13 protein-coding genes are annotated in these 17,154 nt (G+C 57.3%); 6 read left to right on the forward strand and 7 right to left on the reverse strand.

What is annotated here, in order from left to right; translation table 11 throughout:
- The first annotated feature begins 236 nt into the window (after positions 1-236).
- A complete protein-coding gene (locus ACQRD3_RS07100; RefSeq protein ID WP_080907636.1) occupies positions 237-665 on the forward strand; it encodes an Hsp20/alpha crystallin family protein in 429 nt (142 codons plus the stop codon).
- Positions 666-683: 18 nt separating this feature from the next.
- Here the strand turns inward: ACQRD3_RS07100 and ACQRD3_RS07105 are convergent, their stop codons facing one another.
- Positions 684-890 carry a hypothetical protein gene (locus ACQRD3_RS07105; RefSeq protein ID WP_427780646.1) on the reverse strand — a complete coding sequence of 69 codons (207 nt, stop codon included), beginning with the start codon at positions 888-890 and terminating at the stop codon, positions 684-686.
- 146 nt (positions 891-1,036) lie between these two features.
- Here ACQRD3_RS07105 and clpB point away from each other — a divergent pair, with 146 nt between their 5' ends.
- A complete protein-coding gene (clpB, locus tag ACQRD3_RS07110) occupies positions 1,037-3,664 on the forward strand; it encodes an ATP-dependent chaperone ClpB (RefSeq protein WP_080907638.1) in 2,628 nt (875 codons plus the stop codon).
- Between the two features lie 181 nt (positions 3,665-3,845).
- Positions 3,846-4,634: a ZIP family metal transporter gene (locus ACQRD3_RS07115; RefSeq protein WP_427780648.1), complete on the forward strand. Its 789-nt coding sequence runs from the start codon at positions 3,846-3,848 to the stop codon at positions 4,632-4,634.
- Positions 4,635-4,695: 61 nt separating this feature from the next.
- On the opposite strand, the gene ACQRD3_RS07120 is transcribed toward ACQRD3_RS07115, so the two are convergent.
- From ACQRD3_RS07120 to ACQRD3_RS07145, 6 genes are all read right to left on the reverse strand, one after another.
- Positions 4,696-5,487 carry an IclR family transcriptional regulator gene (locus ACQRD3_RS07120; protein WP_427780650.1) on the reverse strand — a complete coding sequence of 264 codons (792 nt, stop codon included), beginning with the start codon at positions 5,485-5,487 and terminating at the stop codon, positions 4,696-4,698.
- A gap of 237 nt (positions 5,488-5,724) precedes the next feature.
- A complete protein-coding gene (locus ACQRD3_RS07125) occupies positions 5,725-7,419 on the reverse strand; it encodes a DUF4368 domain-containing protein (protein WP_427780651.1) in 1,695 nt (564 codons plus the stop codon).
- A gap of 83 nt (positions 7,420-7,502) precedes the next feature.
- Positions 7,503-7,760, reverse strand: a complete 258-nt coding sequence (locus tag ACQRD3_RS07130; RefSeq protein WP_427780653.1) for a hypothetical protein — start codon at positions 7,758-7,760, stop codon at positions 7,503-7,505.
- Positions 7,761-7,834: 74 nt separating this feature from the next.
- Positions 7,835-9,181, reverse strand: a complete 1,347-nt coding sequence (locus ACQRD3_RS07135; protein ID WP_427780655.1) for a relaxase/mobilization nuclease domain-containing protein — start codon at positions 9,179-9,181, stop codon at positions 7,835-7,837.
- A 2-nt stretch (positions 9,182-9,183) separates the two neighbouring features.
- Entirely contained in the window at positions 9,184-9,501 is a 318-nt protein-coding gene (locus ACQRD3_RS07140; RefSeq protein ID WP_427780657.1) for a plasmid mobilization protein, read from the reverse strand.
- A gap of 492 nt (positions 9,502-9,993) precedes the next feature.
- Positions 9,994-11,748, reverse strand: coding sequence for a hypothetical protein (locus ACQRD3_RS07145; RefSeq protein WP_427780659.1), 1,755 nt, complete (start codon positions 11,746-11,748; stop codon positions 9,994-9,996).
- 191 nt (positions 11,749-11,939) lie between these two features.
- Between ACQRD3_RS07145 and ACQRD3_RS07150 the strand changes: the two genes are divergently transcribed.
- The 3 genes from ACQRD3_RS07150 (at position 11,940) to ACQRD3_RS07160 (ending at position 16,805) form a co-directional block, all read left to right on the forward strand.
- Positions 11,940-13,256 carry a DUF6076 domain-containing protein gene (locus ACQRD3_RS07150; protein ID WP_427780661.1) on the forward strand — a complete coding sequence of 439 codons (1,317 nt, stop codon included), beginning with the start codon at positions 11,940-11,942 and terminating at the stop codon, positions 13,254-13,256.
- Positions 13,253-14,164 (forward strand): sigma-70 family RNA polymerase sigma factor, encoded by a 912-nt coding sequence (locus tag ACQRD3_RS07155; RefSeq protein ID WP_427780663.1) that lies wholly within the window; start codon positions 13,253-13,255, stop codon positions 14,162-14,164. The genes ACQRD3_RS07150 and ACQRD3_RS07155 overlap by 4 nt, the downstream gene beginning before the upstream one ends.
- 169 nt (positions 14,165-14,333) lie before the next feature.
- The gene (locus ACQRD3_RS07160) at positions 14,334-16,805 is read left to right on the forward strand and encodes a LuxR C-terminal-related transcriptional regulator (RefSeq protein WP_427780665.1); all 2,472 of its coding nucleotides are present in this window, start codon (positions 14,334-14,336) and stop codon (positions 16,803-16,805) included.
- Positions 16,806-17,154 lie beyond the last annotated feature (349 nt).

The following is a 17,154-nucleotide window of genomic DNA, read 5'->3' on the forward strand; positions in this document are numbered from 1 at the left end:
TTAGCACTCTTTTAAATCGAGTGCTAACGTTTACAATTTGGACATAAGTTGCGCTATATTTGTTCACAGCCCTTGATTATACTAAGAATCAGAAAACAGGAAAAGAGGCGGCAGCCCCAAAAGCCGTTCGCCCCAGAAAGAGGATGTGCCCATGAAAGACCGAAATAATTAGCAATATAAAAACGTGAGTGCTAACAATTCCAACCAGAAACAAGTTTGCAAAGGAGAGATTCTTTATGTTTGGTATGCTTCCTTTTGAGCGCAGCGACAACAATCTGTTTGACAGCTTCGACAACTTTGCCCGGGACTTTTTCCGGAAGAGCAACACCGATCTGCCCGCCTTCCGCACCGACATCCGGGACGACGGCGACCACTTCACCCTGGAGGCCGACCTGCCCGGCTTCAACAAGGAGGACATCTCCCTGGATCTGAAGGACAGCATCCTCACCATCAGCGCCATCCATCAGGAGAGCGACGAGCAGAAGGACGACAAGGGCAACTACATCCGCCGGGAGCGCCGGTACGGCTCCTTCCAGCGCAGCTTCGACGTCACCGGCATCGACCAGTCCGGCATTTCCGCCGCCTATCAGAACGGCGTGCTGACCCTGAGCCTGCCCAAGGAGAGGCCCGTGGAGCCGGAGAGCTACAAGATCGCCATCCAGTAAGGGAACGGCGGGAGCCGGTCAGCCCAGGCTGACCGGCTCCTCCTGCTTTCCAGCCCAGTGGGGGCAGGTCTCGTTGGGCTCCCGGTTTTTTACGCCGGGAACGCCGCAGTGTCTGTACCAGAGGGGGAGGAATTTTCCCTCCCGCAGCATCACATAATGCTGGTGGTACTGGAGGCAGGTTCCGCAGAGTTCCTGTTCCACCACATATTTTTTGGACGTATGCATTGAATCACCCTGCGCCAGGATAACACGATCACCCGCGAAGTGTTGATTCTACCATCGATTGATTGTAAAATACCGGATAGATATCATTCGATTTGCGCTTTTTTGCAAATCAAAACAATAAACGCATTGAGAGGATGTGAACATCCATGAACACCCAAAACTTCACTCAGAAAACGCTGGAGGCCGTCCAGGCCGCCCAGAGCCTCGCCACCCGGCATGGCAACCAGCAGATCGAGCAGAGCCATCTCCTGCTGGCACTCCTCACCGCGGAAAACGGGCTGGTGCCCCAGCTGCTGGCCAACATGGGCCTCACCGTGCCCAGCTTCACCGCCGCCGTGCAGGCCGAGGTGGAAAAGCTCCCCAAGGTCTCCGGCCCGGGCCGGGAGATGGGGAAGATCTACGTCTCCCAGGGGGTGGACAGGGCCCTGAACGCCGCCGAGGAGACCGCCCGGCAGATGAAGGACGAGTACGTCTCGGTGGAGCACCTGCTCCTGGCCCTGGTCCAGACCGCCGACCGGGATCTGGCGGAGCTTTACAAAACCTATCAGATCACCCGGGAGGGCATTTTGCAGGCCCTCGCCGCCGTCCGGGGCAACCAGCGGGTGACCTCCGACAATCCGGAGGAGACCTACGACGCCTTGAAAAAGTACGGCACCGATCTGGTGGCCCAGGCCCGGCAGAACAAGCTCGACCCGGTGATCGGGCGGGACGAGGAGATCCGCAACGTGGTGCGCATCCTCTCCCGGAAGAGCAAGAACAACCCCGTGCTCATCGGTGAGCCGGGCGTGGGCAAGACCGCCATCGCCGAGGGGCTGGCCCAGCGCATCGTCAAGGGGGACGTTCCCGGCTCTTTAAAGGACAAGACCATCTTCAACCTGGATATGGGCGCCCTCATCGCCGGCGCCAAGTACCGGGGCGAGTTTGAAGAGCGGCTGAAGGCCGTACTCAACGAGGTCAAGAAGTCCGAGGGTCGGATCATCCTCTTTATCGATGAGCTCCACACCATCGTAGGCGCGGGCAAGACCGAGGGGAGCATGGACGCGGGCAACCTGCTCAAGCCCATGCTGGCCCGGGGCGAGCTCCACTGCATCGGCGCCACCACCCTCAACGAGTACCGCCAGTATATCGAAAAAGACGCCGCGCTGGAGCGCCGCTTTCAGCCCGTGCTGGTGCGGGAGCCCTCTGTGGAGGACACTGTGGCCATCCTCCGGGGCCTCAAGGAGCGCTATCAGGTGTTCCACGGGGTGAAGATCACCGACGGGGCCATCATCGCCGCGGCCACCCTCTCCAACCGCTATATCACCGACCGCTTCCTCCCCGACAAGGCCATCGACCTGGTGGATGAGGCCTGCGCCACCGTGCGCACCGAGATCGACTCCATGCCCACCGAGCTGGACGTGCTCCAGGGCAAGATGACCCAGCTGGAGATCGAGGAGGCCGCCTTGGTCAAGGAGACCGACAAGCTCTCTCAGGAGCATCTGGCCGACATCCGCAAGGAGCTGAGCGACCTCCGGGAGGACTTCAACGCCAAAAAGGCCCAGTGGGAGAACGAGAAAAACGCCATTGGCAAGGTCCAGAAGCTCCGTCAGGCGCTGGAGGCCGCCAGCGGCGAGCTGGAGAAGGCCCAGCGGGAGTACGACCTCAACAAGGCCGCTGAGCTCCAATACGGGAAGATTCCCGAGCTCCAGAAGCAGCTGGAGATCGAAGAGGGGATCGCCCAGCAGGGCCGGGAGGGCAGTCTCCTCCGGGACAAGGTCACCGAGGAAGAGGTGGCTAAGATCGTGGAGCGCTGGACCGGCATTCCCGTGGCCCGGCTCATGGAGGGAGAGCGGGAGAAGCTCCTCCACCTGGAGGATATCCTCCACCAGCGGGTGGTGGGTCAGGACGAGGCCGTGCGGCTGGTGAGCGAGTCCATCCTGAGAAGCCGCGCCGGCATCGCCGATCCGGGCCGTCCCATCGGCTCCTTCCTCTTCCTCGGTCCCACCGGCGTGGGCAAGACCGAGCTCGCCAAGACCCTGGCCGCTACCCTCTTCGACTCGGAGAAGAATCTCGTGCGCATCGACATGTCGGAGTACATGGAGAAATACTCCGTCTCCCGGCTCATCGGTGCGCCTCCCGGATACGTGGGCTATGAGGAGGGCGGCCAGCTCACCGAGGCGGTCCGCCGCCAGCCCTACTCGGTCATCCTCTTCGACGAGGTGGAGAAGGCTCATCCCGATGTGTTCAACGTCCTCCTCCAGGTGCTGGACGACGGGCGCATCACCGACGGCCAGGGCCGGACGGTGGACTTCAAGAACACCGTCATCATCCTCACCTCCAACCTGGGCAGCCAGTATCTGCTGGAAGGGATCGGCCCCGACGGCGACATCACCCCGGAGGCCCGGGAACAGGTGGAGACCCTGTTGAAGCGCTCCTTCCGCCCGGAATTCCTGAACCGGCTGGACGAGATCGTGTTCTACAAGCCCCTGACCCGGGACAACGTGGGCCACATCGTGGATCTAATGGTGGACGGCCTCAATGCCCGCCTGGCGGCCAAGGAGCTGACATGCGTCCTCACCCCGGCGGCCAAGGAGTTTGTCATCGACAACGCCTATGATCCCCTGTATGGCGCCCGGCCTCTGCGCCGGTACCTCCAGCACACAGTGGAGACCCTCATCAGCAAGGCCATCATCGCGGGAAATGTATCCTCCGGCCAGACCCTGACTCTGGATGTGCAGGGTGGAGAGCTGACCCTCTCCGGCAAAGAGGTGCTTCGCGGCGACGTGGTGAACTGAGTTTAGAAACAAAAGCTGAGGCACGGCCCCGGCGGAATTCTCCGCCGGGGCCGTGCTTTTTTGGACGGGCGAGAGGTGAAAAAAGGGAGTTCCAAATTCCTAGTAAATATGTTAGAATTCAAATGGTAAAAAGACGGTTTCCTTTGCTCCAGGGAAAACCGGGAAGGGAGAACCATAATAGATGAATGATTTTTGGAAAGTGGCCGTGGGCCTCGCCATCCCCTTGCTGGGGACGACGCTGGGCTCTGCCATGGTATTTTTCCTCCGGGGCGAGATGCGCCCGGGGCTTCAAAAGGCCATGCTGGGGTTTGCCTCCGGCGTGATGATCGCGGCCTCGGTCTGGTCCCTGCTGATCCCGGCCATCGAGATGGCGGAGGCGGCGGGCGGCGTGGCCTGGGTGCCGGCGGTGACGGGCTTCCTCCTGGGGATCGGGTTCCTGCTGCTGCTGGACACCCTGATCCCCCACCTGCACATGGATTCCGCCCAGCCCGAGGGCAGGCCCTGCGGGTTGGGGAAGTCTCTGATGCTGGTGCTGGCGGTGACCCTCCACAACATCCCTGAGGGGATGGCGGTGGGCGTGGTGCTGGCGGGGATGCTCTCCGGCGGCTCGGTCATCACCACGGCGGGGGCCCTCGCCTTAGCCGTGGGCATCGCCATTCAGAACTTCCCCGAGGGGGCCATCATCTCCATGCCGCTGGTGAGCTCGGGCCTGAGCAAGGGCAGGGCATTCCGCTACGGCTTCCTCTCCGGTGTGGTGGAGCCTGTGGGCGCGGCGATCACGATCCTGCTCACTTCACTGGTGACCCCCGTGCTGCCGTACATCCTGTCCTTTGCCGCCGGAGCCATGATCTATGTGGTGGTGGAGGAGCTGATCCCCGAGGCTCAGGCAGGGGAGCACTCCAACATCGGCACCGTGGGTGCGGCGCTGGGCTTCGCCCTCATGATGGTGCTGGACGTGGCACTGGGCTGATGCCCACAGGGTAAAACACCGCACGATTCTTGGCGTGAGCCCTGAATCGTGCGGTGTTGTTTTAAAAGGCGGAGACCGGAGTGCCGCCCGAGAGCTCCATGGCGATGAGCTTGCTCCGCTGAAGCCCCTCCCGCACCACGGAGTCGTAGACCTCTTTCATATGCCAGTAATCCGATGTGGCGCTGAGGATGGCCACCAGGTGCCGGTCCGGGGTGAGGATGGGGAAAGACAGACAGGTGGTGTCGTCCAGATACTCCCGTTCATCCTGGGCATAGCCCCGGCGGCAGACCTCGGCCACGTCCAGAGCCAGGGCCTCGCGGTCGGTGATGGTATAAAGCGTATAGCGCTCCATGCGGCACTGCTCCATCCGCCTGCGGGATTCCTCGGGGGGCAGGTAGGCCAGCAGCACCTTGCCGGTACTGGTGGCGTGGACGGCCAGCTCGCCTCCCTGAGGGGCCACATTGGAGACATGGAAGGTGGGCTCTGAGGAGGCTACCGTCACCACATGTCCCGCCTCCGTGCAGATAGACAGCCGCACCGCCACCCGGTATCGGAGGGCCATCTCGGTGATGTGCCGGTTGCCCCGCTGAACAATGGGCAGGCGGGAGGGATACATGGAACTCATCTCATAAAGCTTGCTGGAGATGGACAGTTTTCCGTCCGCTCCGCGGAGGACATAGTTTCCCGCTACCAGGGTGTTGATCAGCGCGTAGAGGGTCGTGCGCTGAATGCCTGTGATCTCGCCGATCTCGATGACGCTGAGAGGGCGGGTGGCCCGGGCCAGGATCTCCAGGATCGCCAGTGCCCGCTCTACCGACTGAATGGTGAGTGGCCCGTTCTTTTCCTCTTTCAATCTCAACCCCCCTCTCGAAGCAGTGAATTCTCTCCCTATTATAGCCATTGAACAGGAAGGAAGCAAGCAAAATGTTGAAATCGTGGAAAGAATGTTGACATGGTAAACGCTTTTTGAGAAAGGAGAAAAGAAAATGCCCTTCCGGTTCTGATAGTGTTCATAGGTACATTTTGTGACCTATCCATTATTAGACGCATAGGCGGGCGGCGGAAGCCGTCCGCCTATGTGCTTTTTTCATTAGGCCAACATTTTTACAAGTTCATCAATGTCTCGAGGGGGAGCAACCAGATGCACTGGCTGCTCTTCTTTTTCCATGTTGCTGTCCACCATGCCGATGTCACGGTACACGATGCGGATGTCCTGTGCCGCAGAGTGGGAATACTTCTTGGCTCGTTCTCCGATCTCGATGCGTTCAATGAACAGGCGCAGGAGCTCGGGAGTCAGTTTGTCGATAGTTTTGAAGCGCTTTGCTTTCTCGATGAAGGCTTCCACATTTGCCGCCGATGCCTTCAGTTTATTCAGGCGTTCCTGCTTTGCAGGGATGGCCTCCTCCAGTGTTTTCTGTTCGGCATTATAGTCAGCGGACAGCCTGCGGAACTGCTCATTGGTGATACGGCCCAGAACATTGTCCTCATAGATCCGTTTGAACAGAGCAGTCAGCTCATCGTTTCTTCGCTGCATGGTATCCAATTCTTTTTGAAGGGCATTGATCTCCTGCCGGAGCTCGGCGCTGTTCTTCGCGTTAATGTAGGCCGCAAATTGGTGTTCCTTCATTCTGGCAAAATGCGTTATTCTGCGAAGGTCATCCAGAACGACCTGTTCCAAGTCAGTCTCCCGGATCTGATGAGGCGTGCAGAAGTTTTTACCTTTCTTGCCATAGGTGTAGCACTTCAGGTGGAACTGAGAACGCTTGATGGACTCCGTCCGGTACAGCACCATGGGCTTGCCGCAGTCAGCACAGAAGACAAGACCAGCGAACATATTGGGTTCGTCCATATGCTTGGGCGGTCTGCGCTTGTGGGCGTGTACATCCCGCACGATATCCCAGAGTTCCTGCGTGATGAGCGGCTCATGGGTGTTCTTGACGATGACCTGCTCATTTTCAGGAATGTCCACTCTAGTCTTGTTCTTGTAGGAGATGGTGGAACTCTTTTGCAGATGGGTATGACTGAGGTAGGTCTGGTTTGCAAGGATATGTCCTACCGAAGTGCTGCTCCAACCATAAGGCCGCTGCATATCCATTCCCGCCTGTCCCTTACCATACTTCCGGTAGTAGTAATGGGCGGGTGTCAGTACCTGTTCGTTCGACAGAATGCGGGCGATCTGACTGGGCCCTTTGCCACCGGCACACAGTTCGAAGATATACTTCACGATGGGAGCGGTTTCTTCATCGGGAACGATCTCCTTGCTGTCGGCGGTACGCTTTTTGTAGCCATATGGCGCCTTGCCGCCGTATCGTTCACCACGTTCGGCCTGCATCCGCTTGATGGCGCGCACCTTCTTGCTGGTGTCCTTGGCGTGAAGCTCGTTTGCCCAGTTGCGGATGGGATTGAAATCGGTGCTGCTTGCCACCAGAGAGTCAACCGCATCGTTGACCGCAATGAAGCGAACACCTTTCTGCGGGAAGTAGATCTCCGTGTAATATCCCACCTGCAGGTACTCACGACCCAGGCGGCTGAGATCCTTGACGATGAGGGTCTCCACCTCGCCGTTCTCGATCATGTCAATGACCTTCTTCCAGGAAGGGCGGTCGAAGTTCGTACCGGAGTAACCATCGTCTGCGAGGAACAAGGCATTCTCGAATCCATTATCCCGAGCGTACTTTTCCAACAGGCTGCGCTGATTCAGTATGCTGTTCGAGTCGCCCATACGGGCATCTTCCTGACTGAGTCTGCCGTAGAGAATTGTGTATTTATCGATTTGGCTTGCCATTATTTTTTACCTCCTTAAATGGGGCAAGCCGGTACGGTAACACGAAGTATACCGCACCGGCTCGCACAAGTCTATTGAATTATTCAGGCGCTGTGAGATTCTTTGGTCAGCTCGCTGTCGATGTAGGACAGGAACTTCTGAGTAGCTGTGGAGGATGCATTGGCCGGGAATACAGAGGTGACGCGGAATCTTCTGTCCCCCACATCCATGAATCGTTTTCCGCTCATGCCTTCCTCGCATAACTCATACACCGTATCCCGGTACACCGGGTGTACGCCATCATTGACTTTCTTGAGCACAGCCATCTCAGGCTGGTAGGCACCGATCATTCCAGTTTCCATATACAGTTCAAATTCACTTTTCATAAAAGTCCTTTCTCCCGGCGCATCGACCGGGCAATAAAAATAGCAGACCGTCACATGGTCTGCTGCCAGGTGTGGATCTGCTCCTCCTCATGGTCATCTGCTTTGTGACCATGAGCGATTTTCTTTTCCATTTCTTTGCGCAAAGTTTTGCTGTCAGCATGGTGGCGCACGGTGGTGCTATCCATCACTGGGCCAGCGTACTGATCACGTTCCAGAGAGCGTCCCAGCTGTACCACATCGTCCATAAGACAAACAGCACCACAGGGATCAGCAGTAGAGCCGGAGACAGGCGTGGAAACTCCAGACTGGGCAGGCTGATGCTGGGCAGAAAAAAACGCTTCTCTTTCTGCTTCCCAGCCTGTTCTGCCATCTGTTCCAGATGCTTCACCGCTTTCAGCAGTTCGTCCACCTGCGTCTGTGTGGGAAGCTGTGCCAGCAGTTCGCTGACCTTCTTCAGATACACGCTCTGTCTCTCCGTATGGCGAGTCAGTGTGCAGATGGCCTCCATCATCTCCGCCCACTCCTCTTTCGTGGGATGTACTTCGGGAGGAGGTGTCTGCTCCTGCACTGTCGGCTGCGGTGTGGGCGTAGGCCGGTTCCGCTCCATGAGCTCGTCCATTGATAATTTCTTCTCTGATCCTGAATTCATGTTCCATGTTCTCCTTCAAGTATTTGTCACCGAACAGCAGGCGGTCACGACACTGCCAGCCGCTGGGCGTGGTGTAGGTGATGTTCCGCCGGGAGTCCTCCCAGCGTACCTTGTAGCCCTCGCTCTCCATCAGGGTAATGAACTCCTCGCGGTTGGAGGCGTGGCGCATACAGTCGTTAATGACATTCATGAGCTGCAGCTTCTTGCTCTGACCACGGGCCGCCGTGTGATACTCCCCAATGGTCATGGTCTTGGTTTTCTGTTTGTGCTCCCTGGGTTGGAACACAGGGAGAGAAAATCCTGCGCAGACCTGGTCGTTACACTGCCGCAGTTCCTGTAACTGTTCTTTGGCGATGTGCAGTTTCTTTCCGGTATCGAAGTTGACCGAGTTGATGAGGAAGTGGGAATGGATGTGCTCCCGGTCTGTGTGGGTGCAGACCAGAACTTCATAGCCCTCATAGTACTCGGCCAGCTTCAGCGCCGCCGCATGAGCGGTGACCGGATCGACCGCTTCACCTTTTGGGAAGCTCTGCACCATGTGGTAGAACAGCACGCCATCCGTTTTGTGGTAGAGCCGCTTGGTGGTCATGAAGTCCGCGTAGACAGATTCCGGCTGGCAGTTGATGCCTGTGACCAACCGCTGACCATCGTACTCGGTTTTCTTATCCTGCATGGTGTACCGCATCACGGCGCCCATGCATCCGGTGGTCTGGCCCCGCTTGTAGTTGGTGAAGCTGATGATCGCCATGTTCACCACCGCTTTCGTTCCAAAATCAAACGGACTGCTGCGCAGAGTTCAGAGAACGCCTGAAGCACATTTTCCAGATCGACCACAGTCACTCGTCCCATGTGCGCCAGGGTGACGAGCTGATTGAGATTTCTGCCGATGGACTTCAGCTCCTTCAGCACATCTTTCAGGCCGTCGATAACCACCACCTGCTTACCCAGACAGCAGGCTGTCACATAATCGCTCATAGACATACCGGACTGTTTCGCCAGTTCCTTGATGGCCTCCCGGTCTTGGGAAGCCATGCGGGTGCTGAATTTTATATCCTTTTTCATTTTCATTCCTCCAAATCGTAGATGAAGTGGGTCCGGGCTTCTGCCCGGAAATCGTGCTGGAGGCGGGGGCGCGGCGTTGCCGCAGACCAGACAAACGCGATGCTGGCTCTCTGCTGAAGCAGAGACCCGCCGTTCCCTCGGCCCCGTACTTCTGCATGGTCACGATCCGTCATTCGCGGCTCACCGCCCCTCGGCCATAAGGGGCTCAAAACGGCGGTTTTTTTCGCCTGCGTGCGTTCAGTCCACCTCGCCGGGAAAGCCCCGCAAACCGCCGCCTGTGGCCCAAACAGCGGCAGCATGGTCGCTTTCGCAAAAAGCGTGATTTCAGATACAGAGGGTGAAAATGCAGCGGTTCCAAGGCTTTCGGGACGAGCCTTCCGTCCTCTATCAGATACAGTTCAGAGACACAGTAGCTACACTTCGCCGTCCGGAGAAGCCCATGGTATAAGGCTTTTCTGAAAGTTGCGCTGGTTCTGCCACGCCTGCCACATATCTTTTTCATAAGGCCGTGTCCATGATCTGCTGCACTCTGGATTTGTACAGACAGGCCAGCCGTTTGCTCTTGCCGCCGATGCGAACGGACTTTGTGTTCTGACCGGATGCCGTTTCGATGAGCCCCTCTTCCGCCATCTGTTTCAGCAGACTCTTATGGGAAATGGTGAAGGACTCGCCCTGTTCTTCACACAGCTTTCTGACTGCTTTGTGGGCGATCTCACTGTGCAGATAGAAGAATCCGTCATCCTCATATCCAATACAGTTTTGCGGGACAAAGGCGTGATGCTGATTTTTGCTCAGTACGCAGACCTGCCCACTCTCCAGCAGAGCATACAGCTTGCGGATGAACTTATGAGTAGGCTTGTCCTGGGTGATGCTCTCGGCCTGACGCGCGGCCAGCTGATACAGGATCATTCGGAACCGATCTTCTGTCTCTGCCTTCTCCTCATGGGTCAGCATCTGCTTTGCTTTCAGAAAGGACAGGAACAGTTCCATGCCCAACCGGAGCCAGGAAACAGTTTCCGGCACACGGCCATGACAGAGAATGCCGGACTTCTGGAACTCAGCGCGGTACCGTTCAAACCGCTCACGCAGAGAGGAAAGAAATCTCCGCTCTGTTTCCAGGTCACGCAGGCAGCTCTCTCGCAGCCATTCCACATATCCGTACATACATCTCTGCAGCACACCCTTCGCCGCCTGCTGCTGGAACAGGGACAGACTGTACAGGTCAACATCACGCTCCCGCAGTTCCAGGGAAAAATATCTTGCGGTACCACTCTCGCCAAGGTCGGGCGGGAACTCCGCGGTGATGATGGCGTTGCCCTGGGGTGGCCGAGCTTCCATGGGAGAGGCATCCGGGCGCAGACGTCCCTTGCCGACACGGTCACCGTAGGCGCGCATGATGCTTTGAGCAATCGCCGTCAGCTTCGTTTCATCCATACGGCCTGCGGGATGGAAGTCATCCACACAGGTGAGCACATCTTTCAGTGAGAACGCGTGGTGCAGGATGCTGTTGTGGGTATCCTGAAACGACAAAGGCAGCTCTGCGCCTGTGAACCTTCCGAAGAAGGACAGGAACAAAGCTGCCAGTGTGCTTTTGCGGCTTCCGGTCTTACCGACCAGAAAGAGAACGAACTTGGGTTCACAGCCCACGCGCTTCAGAAAAGAATTCAGAGGCGAGAGGAATGTGAACGCTGTCAGCGGATAGAGGATCTCAGGTGGAGCTACCTCTGACCGGAGCAGGGCCAGTGCGGTGGCGATGTCCACATCCTCACACCGGCGCTCCATGGAGTAGCTCCCGATCTTACCGGGCAGGCAGACGGCCTGCGCATCATCTCCCGGCATCAGGAACTGCCACCGGTCATTGACTCTGCGCCAGCCGGTGACGGTATAGACGGTCTGCCGTTTTGCGTAAGGAGCTGTGGTCTGAATGGCATAGCGGATGCTGTCCCGGACGCTGACGCCCTGTTCCAGAATGCAGTCGATGCCCCAGTGCTTGTAGAGCCAGTTGAAGCTGCCCAGCTCGTCTGTTGGAATCTCGATTTCAGGAAGAGTGCGTCCGGTTTCGTGAATGCCGCCGAGCCGGATGCGGCTGGTGGTCTCCACGCCGTCATCCACAGTGATCTCACTGACCAGCCACGGCGTGAAGTTGCACAGCTTCTTGTCGTAGGGACCCTGTTTGCTGTTCTTGATCTCATACAAACAGTTTCCTATGACTTTGTAGTTGGGTGCGTACAGGGGTTCATGTAGTTGCTTCATGTTGTTCCTCCTTAAAAAATTTGCTCCCACGGAATGGTGGGAGCAGTATTCATATTGCAGGGAGGTGCCAGCCACGGGACGGCGCGTGTCTTTGCCCCTCTGCTTGTATTGTGGAGGAAAACATGATATGCTGATAAAAAGCGTGGACAGATTAATAGTCAAGTAGGACAATTTTTGCGGGGAGGGTGCTTATGGACGGTAATATTATATTCTATACTTACGGCAGCACCCTGGAACTGAACGGTCAACAGTTTGACGCGGGAAAGCTGACGGAGGATCTGCTGAATCTGTCACCCGATGATTACCGTCCCTTGCATGAACGGATGAAGCGAATCCGCACTTTTACAGCAGACTATGAGCGCAGTAAGGATACTGAGCTCTGGTGGAAGCTGAATGACGAGATGGATGCGCTCTGTCAGGATCTACGCCGATACACGGTGTTCCGATTACTGCTGGACGAGAGCGATGACGCTTTCTTTTCCGTGATTCGGGAGATGACCGGGCAATTCAGTTTATTTCCTCCGGAGAAACATGAGCCGTCGGAAGATGAACAGATAGAATGGCTCAGAGATGCCGCTGAGAAATTTTTTCAGCTCAACGAAGCAGACCATGCACTGGAAGAGGACACCCCATGGAAGCCGTTGGACCTGTTCCACCCCAGTGAGTCCGACGCAGAGCTGGGCGATGCGTTTTATTACGAGATGTTCCGCATTTTAGGTGAGACAGAGGGGACCTGGGATACATACAAAAAGCATATTGACCGCTATGAGATGTACCTCCACGACATCCGGGCGTTCAACGGTACGATCCGGAATTTCATCAAGTTCGCCATCTCCAAATTGAAAACCAACGGGCCGGAAAGCTATGCGGAAGCTCTTTACGGATTCTATAACGATGACCGCATTGCGGAGAAGCTGATCATCAATCCCATCACCAGCCGGGGAGACTGCTATACGAGACATGATCAATATATGCTTTCCTATGTGCCGCGGGAGCTGCCGGACGGCACCGCCGCCATCTGTCAGGAGCATGTGACGGACAGCTTGCAGGCGCTGATGAAAGCGGATTATATGCTGGCCCTGAACAGCGGACATAATATTCGCCGCTGCATCATCTGCGGAAAATATTTCATGCTGAAGAGCGGCGTTCATGCGTTGTACTGCGAAGGGGCCTGCCCCCACGCTCCCGGCTACACCTGCCGGCAGTTTGGTACGGTGGAAGTTCAGAAGGAACTCTCCAGAGATATCCCGAAGGTGAAAGCCAAGCTGACCGCCTTTTCCCGCATCACGAAGGATATGCAGAGAGGTGCCATCTCCCAAGAGGATGCCAGACAGGCTAAGGACTATGTGCGCGACCTGCTCTACGATGCCCTGCGTGATCCCAAGGTTTCTGTTGAAGATTTTACAGAGAAAATAACTACGGAACGCATATATAAGCGCTGCCAGATCACCAGAGTCTCCAAACCCAGGGGCCGTCCACCGAAGCCAAAGGCGGGTGAGGTTCCATGACCAACGAGGAACTGATCCGTCAGTATTGTGACGGGGATGAGGCTGCTCTGGACAAGCTGTACCGCAGGAACCTTGGTCTGATTCGGAGCATCGCCAAGGAAGCGGCCAGTGAGTTCAACTGCCTGCACATGGACAGCGACCTTCCAGAGGAGTTCTCTGCTTACACGAAGACGATCCTGGATGATCTTTGCGGCGAGGGTGCGCTGGAATTTCTGACCCGCATCCAGAGCAGAGAGTACGATGAGAGCCGGGCCATGCTGACCACTTATCTGTATCCGTACCTGAAAGGGCGCATGACGCGCTGGTTAGAGCAGAATATTGGCAATTTGGTTCTCAGCAAAGATGAGATGACCGCCGTCCGGCAGGCGCAAAAGTTGTATCATGCCGATTGGAAAGACATCAATGAAATAGCAGAAGAAATGGACATTCCTGAATTGCGGGTCAGCCGGTATGTTCGCTACAACACCCATTTTTTCGGTGTGTATGACCTTATACCGGAGGACTATGACGGCGATCCCTTTGAGCGGCTGATGCCTGGGAAACTCTCTGCTCCCGCAGAGCGGATCGTATACCGGAAGGTCTGCGTCGAGCTGCTCCGGGAACTGTTTGACGCTCTGCCGAAGAAGGACAGGGACATCCTCGGCAAGTGCTACGGCATATTCGGATTTGAAAAGACGCCGCTGAAAGAGATTGGTATGTACCACATGATGAAGGAGTCTGCCGTGATAAAGGCAAAGGACCGTGCCATCAAAAAACTCGAGAAGGCATATCCGGGCAGCAAACTTCAGCTTTGGATGACCGTCTACCGCATAATGCGGCGACCGATCTTGCCGCCCGAAGACGATACCGAGCTGCGAAGCAGTTTCCCAAGTATGTCCATGCGCTGGCAGAGGTCTATGGCGTGCTGAGCGGAACCGCTAAAGATAAGAAACAGCCGTAAAGAATAAGTTGGGTAGCACGATAAATCTGCACCGCCTGGTATCATTTATCCCATATGCACTCCTTTTCAATTTCTTGCAATTCAAGATAGTTTCCAGTATGATAATAACGAACTTGCAATAAGCGAGGTGCCTCGCAATGACTGTCAGGCTGAATACAACCTATATCTCCGGTGCTCTGGCTGATCAACTGTCCCATATTACCGAATATCCCATCACGGCCATCGTTGCTCCCATGGGCTATGGTAAGACCCGGGCGGTGGACTGGTGGGCGGAGCGCTGCCGGAAGGAAATGCCGGACGCTGTCATTCTGCGTCAGGTCATCGTCACAGACTCCCTGACGGACCTCTGGCAAGGCTTTTGCCGTAATCTCCGCTCGTGGCCGGAACTGAAAACGGAAATGAAAGAACTGGGCTTTCCAACAGCCCCTCAGTCCCGGGAAGTGATGCTGGAACTTCTGTGCGACGCCCTTGAAGCAGGCAAGCAGGAGGTTTTTTACATACTGGACGATCTGCATTTTCTGCCGAATCCGGACTTTACGGCGCTGCTGCTGTTTCTCGGACAGCGCTTACCGGATGGCATCCATCTGGTGCTGTTGAGCCGGAACATGATTTTTGATCAAGCGGACCGGCTGCGCCTGGGGGCGCGGCTGTGGGAAATGAATACGGATGATCTGCGGCTGAGTGAAACCGGAATTCGTGCCTACGCCCGCGGCAGCGGCCTGCATCTGGGACAGGACGCGGCAGCGCACCTGGCGAAAACCACCGAGGGGTGGTTTTCCATGGTGTATCTGAATCTGAAAACCTATCAGCAGCAGGGACGCTGGCCGGAAGACTCTGCCGGCATCTATCCACTCATCGACGAAACGCTGTTGCGCCCCCTGCCGCAGCGTCAGCAGGTGTTTTTGATACGGCTGGGCGTGCCGGACGATTTCACTGTGGAGGCGGCGGCATATCTCTGGCCGGACGGAGATGCGGCTGCGCTTCTTCACAGCCTGACGGCGCAAAACGCCTTCATCACCTGTACCGACGGTGTGTATCGCTATCACAATATGCTGCGCTCCTGCGCCCGGAAGAAGTACGCACTGCTGCCGGAGGCGGAGCAAAACGCCACGCTTGCCCGCCTGGGAGCGTGGTATGAGCGGACGGGAGAGTGCTGTCTTGCCGCAGAGTGTTATGAAAAGGCCGGTAGGTGGGATGATCTCCTGCGGACAGTGGGACAGGACCGGGGCCTGAGTCTCGGCCCCGAGCGGCTGCCGCTGATGCGCCGCTGGATGGCCAATTGCCCGGAGGAATGTCAGCTGCGCCATCCGCGGGCGCTTCTGGTATTCATGCTGCTGCTCTTTTACGGCCGGGACATCCCGGAAATGCGGCGGTATCACGCACTGTTTCAGCGCAGCATGGCCCTTTGCACCGACCTTTCCCGGCGGGAGCGGGATCAGCTGGAGGGAGAGGCCCTGCTGCGCCTGTCTTTCCTGTGCTTCAACGACATTTCCGCCATGAGCGCCTATCACCGGCAGATCCGCGCCCTGATCCCTGCGGACCGCAACCCATGGACGCAGGGCTCACCTTCCGTTTTGATGCTCTATCACAGCAAGAGCGGCGGCCTTGACCGGGAGAATGCCGAGATGCGGGAATGCATGCCTATTTACAGCCGCGTTGCCAGCGGACATGGCAGCGGCGCGGCGACCATCATGCAGGCCGAAACGGAATTTATGCGGGGGAACCTGACCGACGCCGACATTCTCTGCCGCCAGGCGGAGGAGCAGGCGCTGGAGGTAGGGGAATACAGCATTTATACCGCTGCCGCCTTTCTCTCCGCCAGGCTGGCGCTGTATGAGCAGCCGCTCCGGAGCGGCTTTCCCCTCCTGGACCGTGCGGCGGACACCCTGCGCCGTGCCCATCAGTACCGTTTGCTGACCACCGTGGAGCTGGGCCGGGGATGGCTGAGCGCCCTGCTGGGGCAGCCAGAGCAGCTTCCCGCGTGGCTGACGGCGGAAGGCGCCAGCATGGCACAGGTGTTCCCGCTGATCGAGCCGGTCTTCCAGGTGATCGTGGGCCGCGCGCTGCTGGCGCAGGGCCAGTGGGCACAGGCAGCGGCCCGGATGCCCCGGCTACTCCGGGCCTGCACCGCTGCCCGGTTTGCCCTGTGCGGCGTCTATGCCCACCTGCAAAACGCCGTGGCGCTGATGCATCTCGGAAAGGAAACGGCCGCACGGCAAGCGCTTTGTGAGGCGTGGTCCCTGGCGCAGCCGGACGGCATCCTGCTGCCCTTCGCCGAGAGCGACCCCTGTCTGGACCGGCTTCTGGACGAGCTGGCAGAGGGGGAAGTCCAGGAGCATCTGCATACCCTCGCTGCCAGGTTCCGCGCCGGACGGGAGGCCACCCAGCAGGAGGATAACCTTTTGGCACGGTACGGTCTGACGGAGCGGGAACTGGAGATCGCCGGTCTGGCGGCTCAGCGCAAGAGCAGCAGGGAGATCGCCGAGATTCTGAACATTTCTGTAAAGTCTGTAAACAACCGCCTGAACGCCGTCTATGAGAAGATGGGGCTGGGCGGCGAAGGGCGGAACAAGCGTCAGGCACTCGCCAAGCTCATAAAAAACTCATAATGGAATCCGGTAAATTGGGGTAATCATTACCCTGCCCAATTTCAAAACGCCACTGTATACTTTGACTATACAGTGGCGTTTTTTTGCGGAAAGGAGGGCGAAGACCGATGACTGGGCCTCCCATCAAGTCAGTGGCGGCACAAAGGGATTATATTCTTCGGGTGGAATGGCGCAGCGGCAGTACCACGCTGCTGAATATGCGTCCCAAACTGCAAAGCCCGCGCTTCGGCGCGTTACGCGATGAAGCAGTCTGGAAGTCGGTGACTACGGATGGGCGGACCATCCGCTGGATCGATGCTATGGGCTTTCCCTACGAGATGGCGGAGTACGAGGTCAATCAATTCGCCAG

It is taken from the genome of Candidatus Pseudoscillospira sp. SGI.172, assembly GCF_050313575.1.
In the GTDB taxonomy this organism is placed as follows: domain Bacteria; phylum Bacillota; class Clostridia; order Oscillospirales; family Oscillospiraceae; genus Vermiculatibacterium.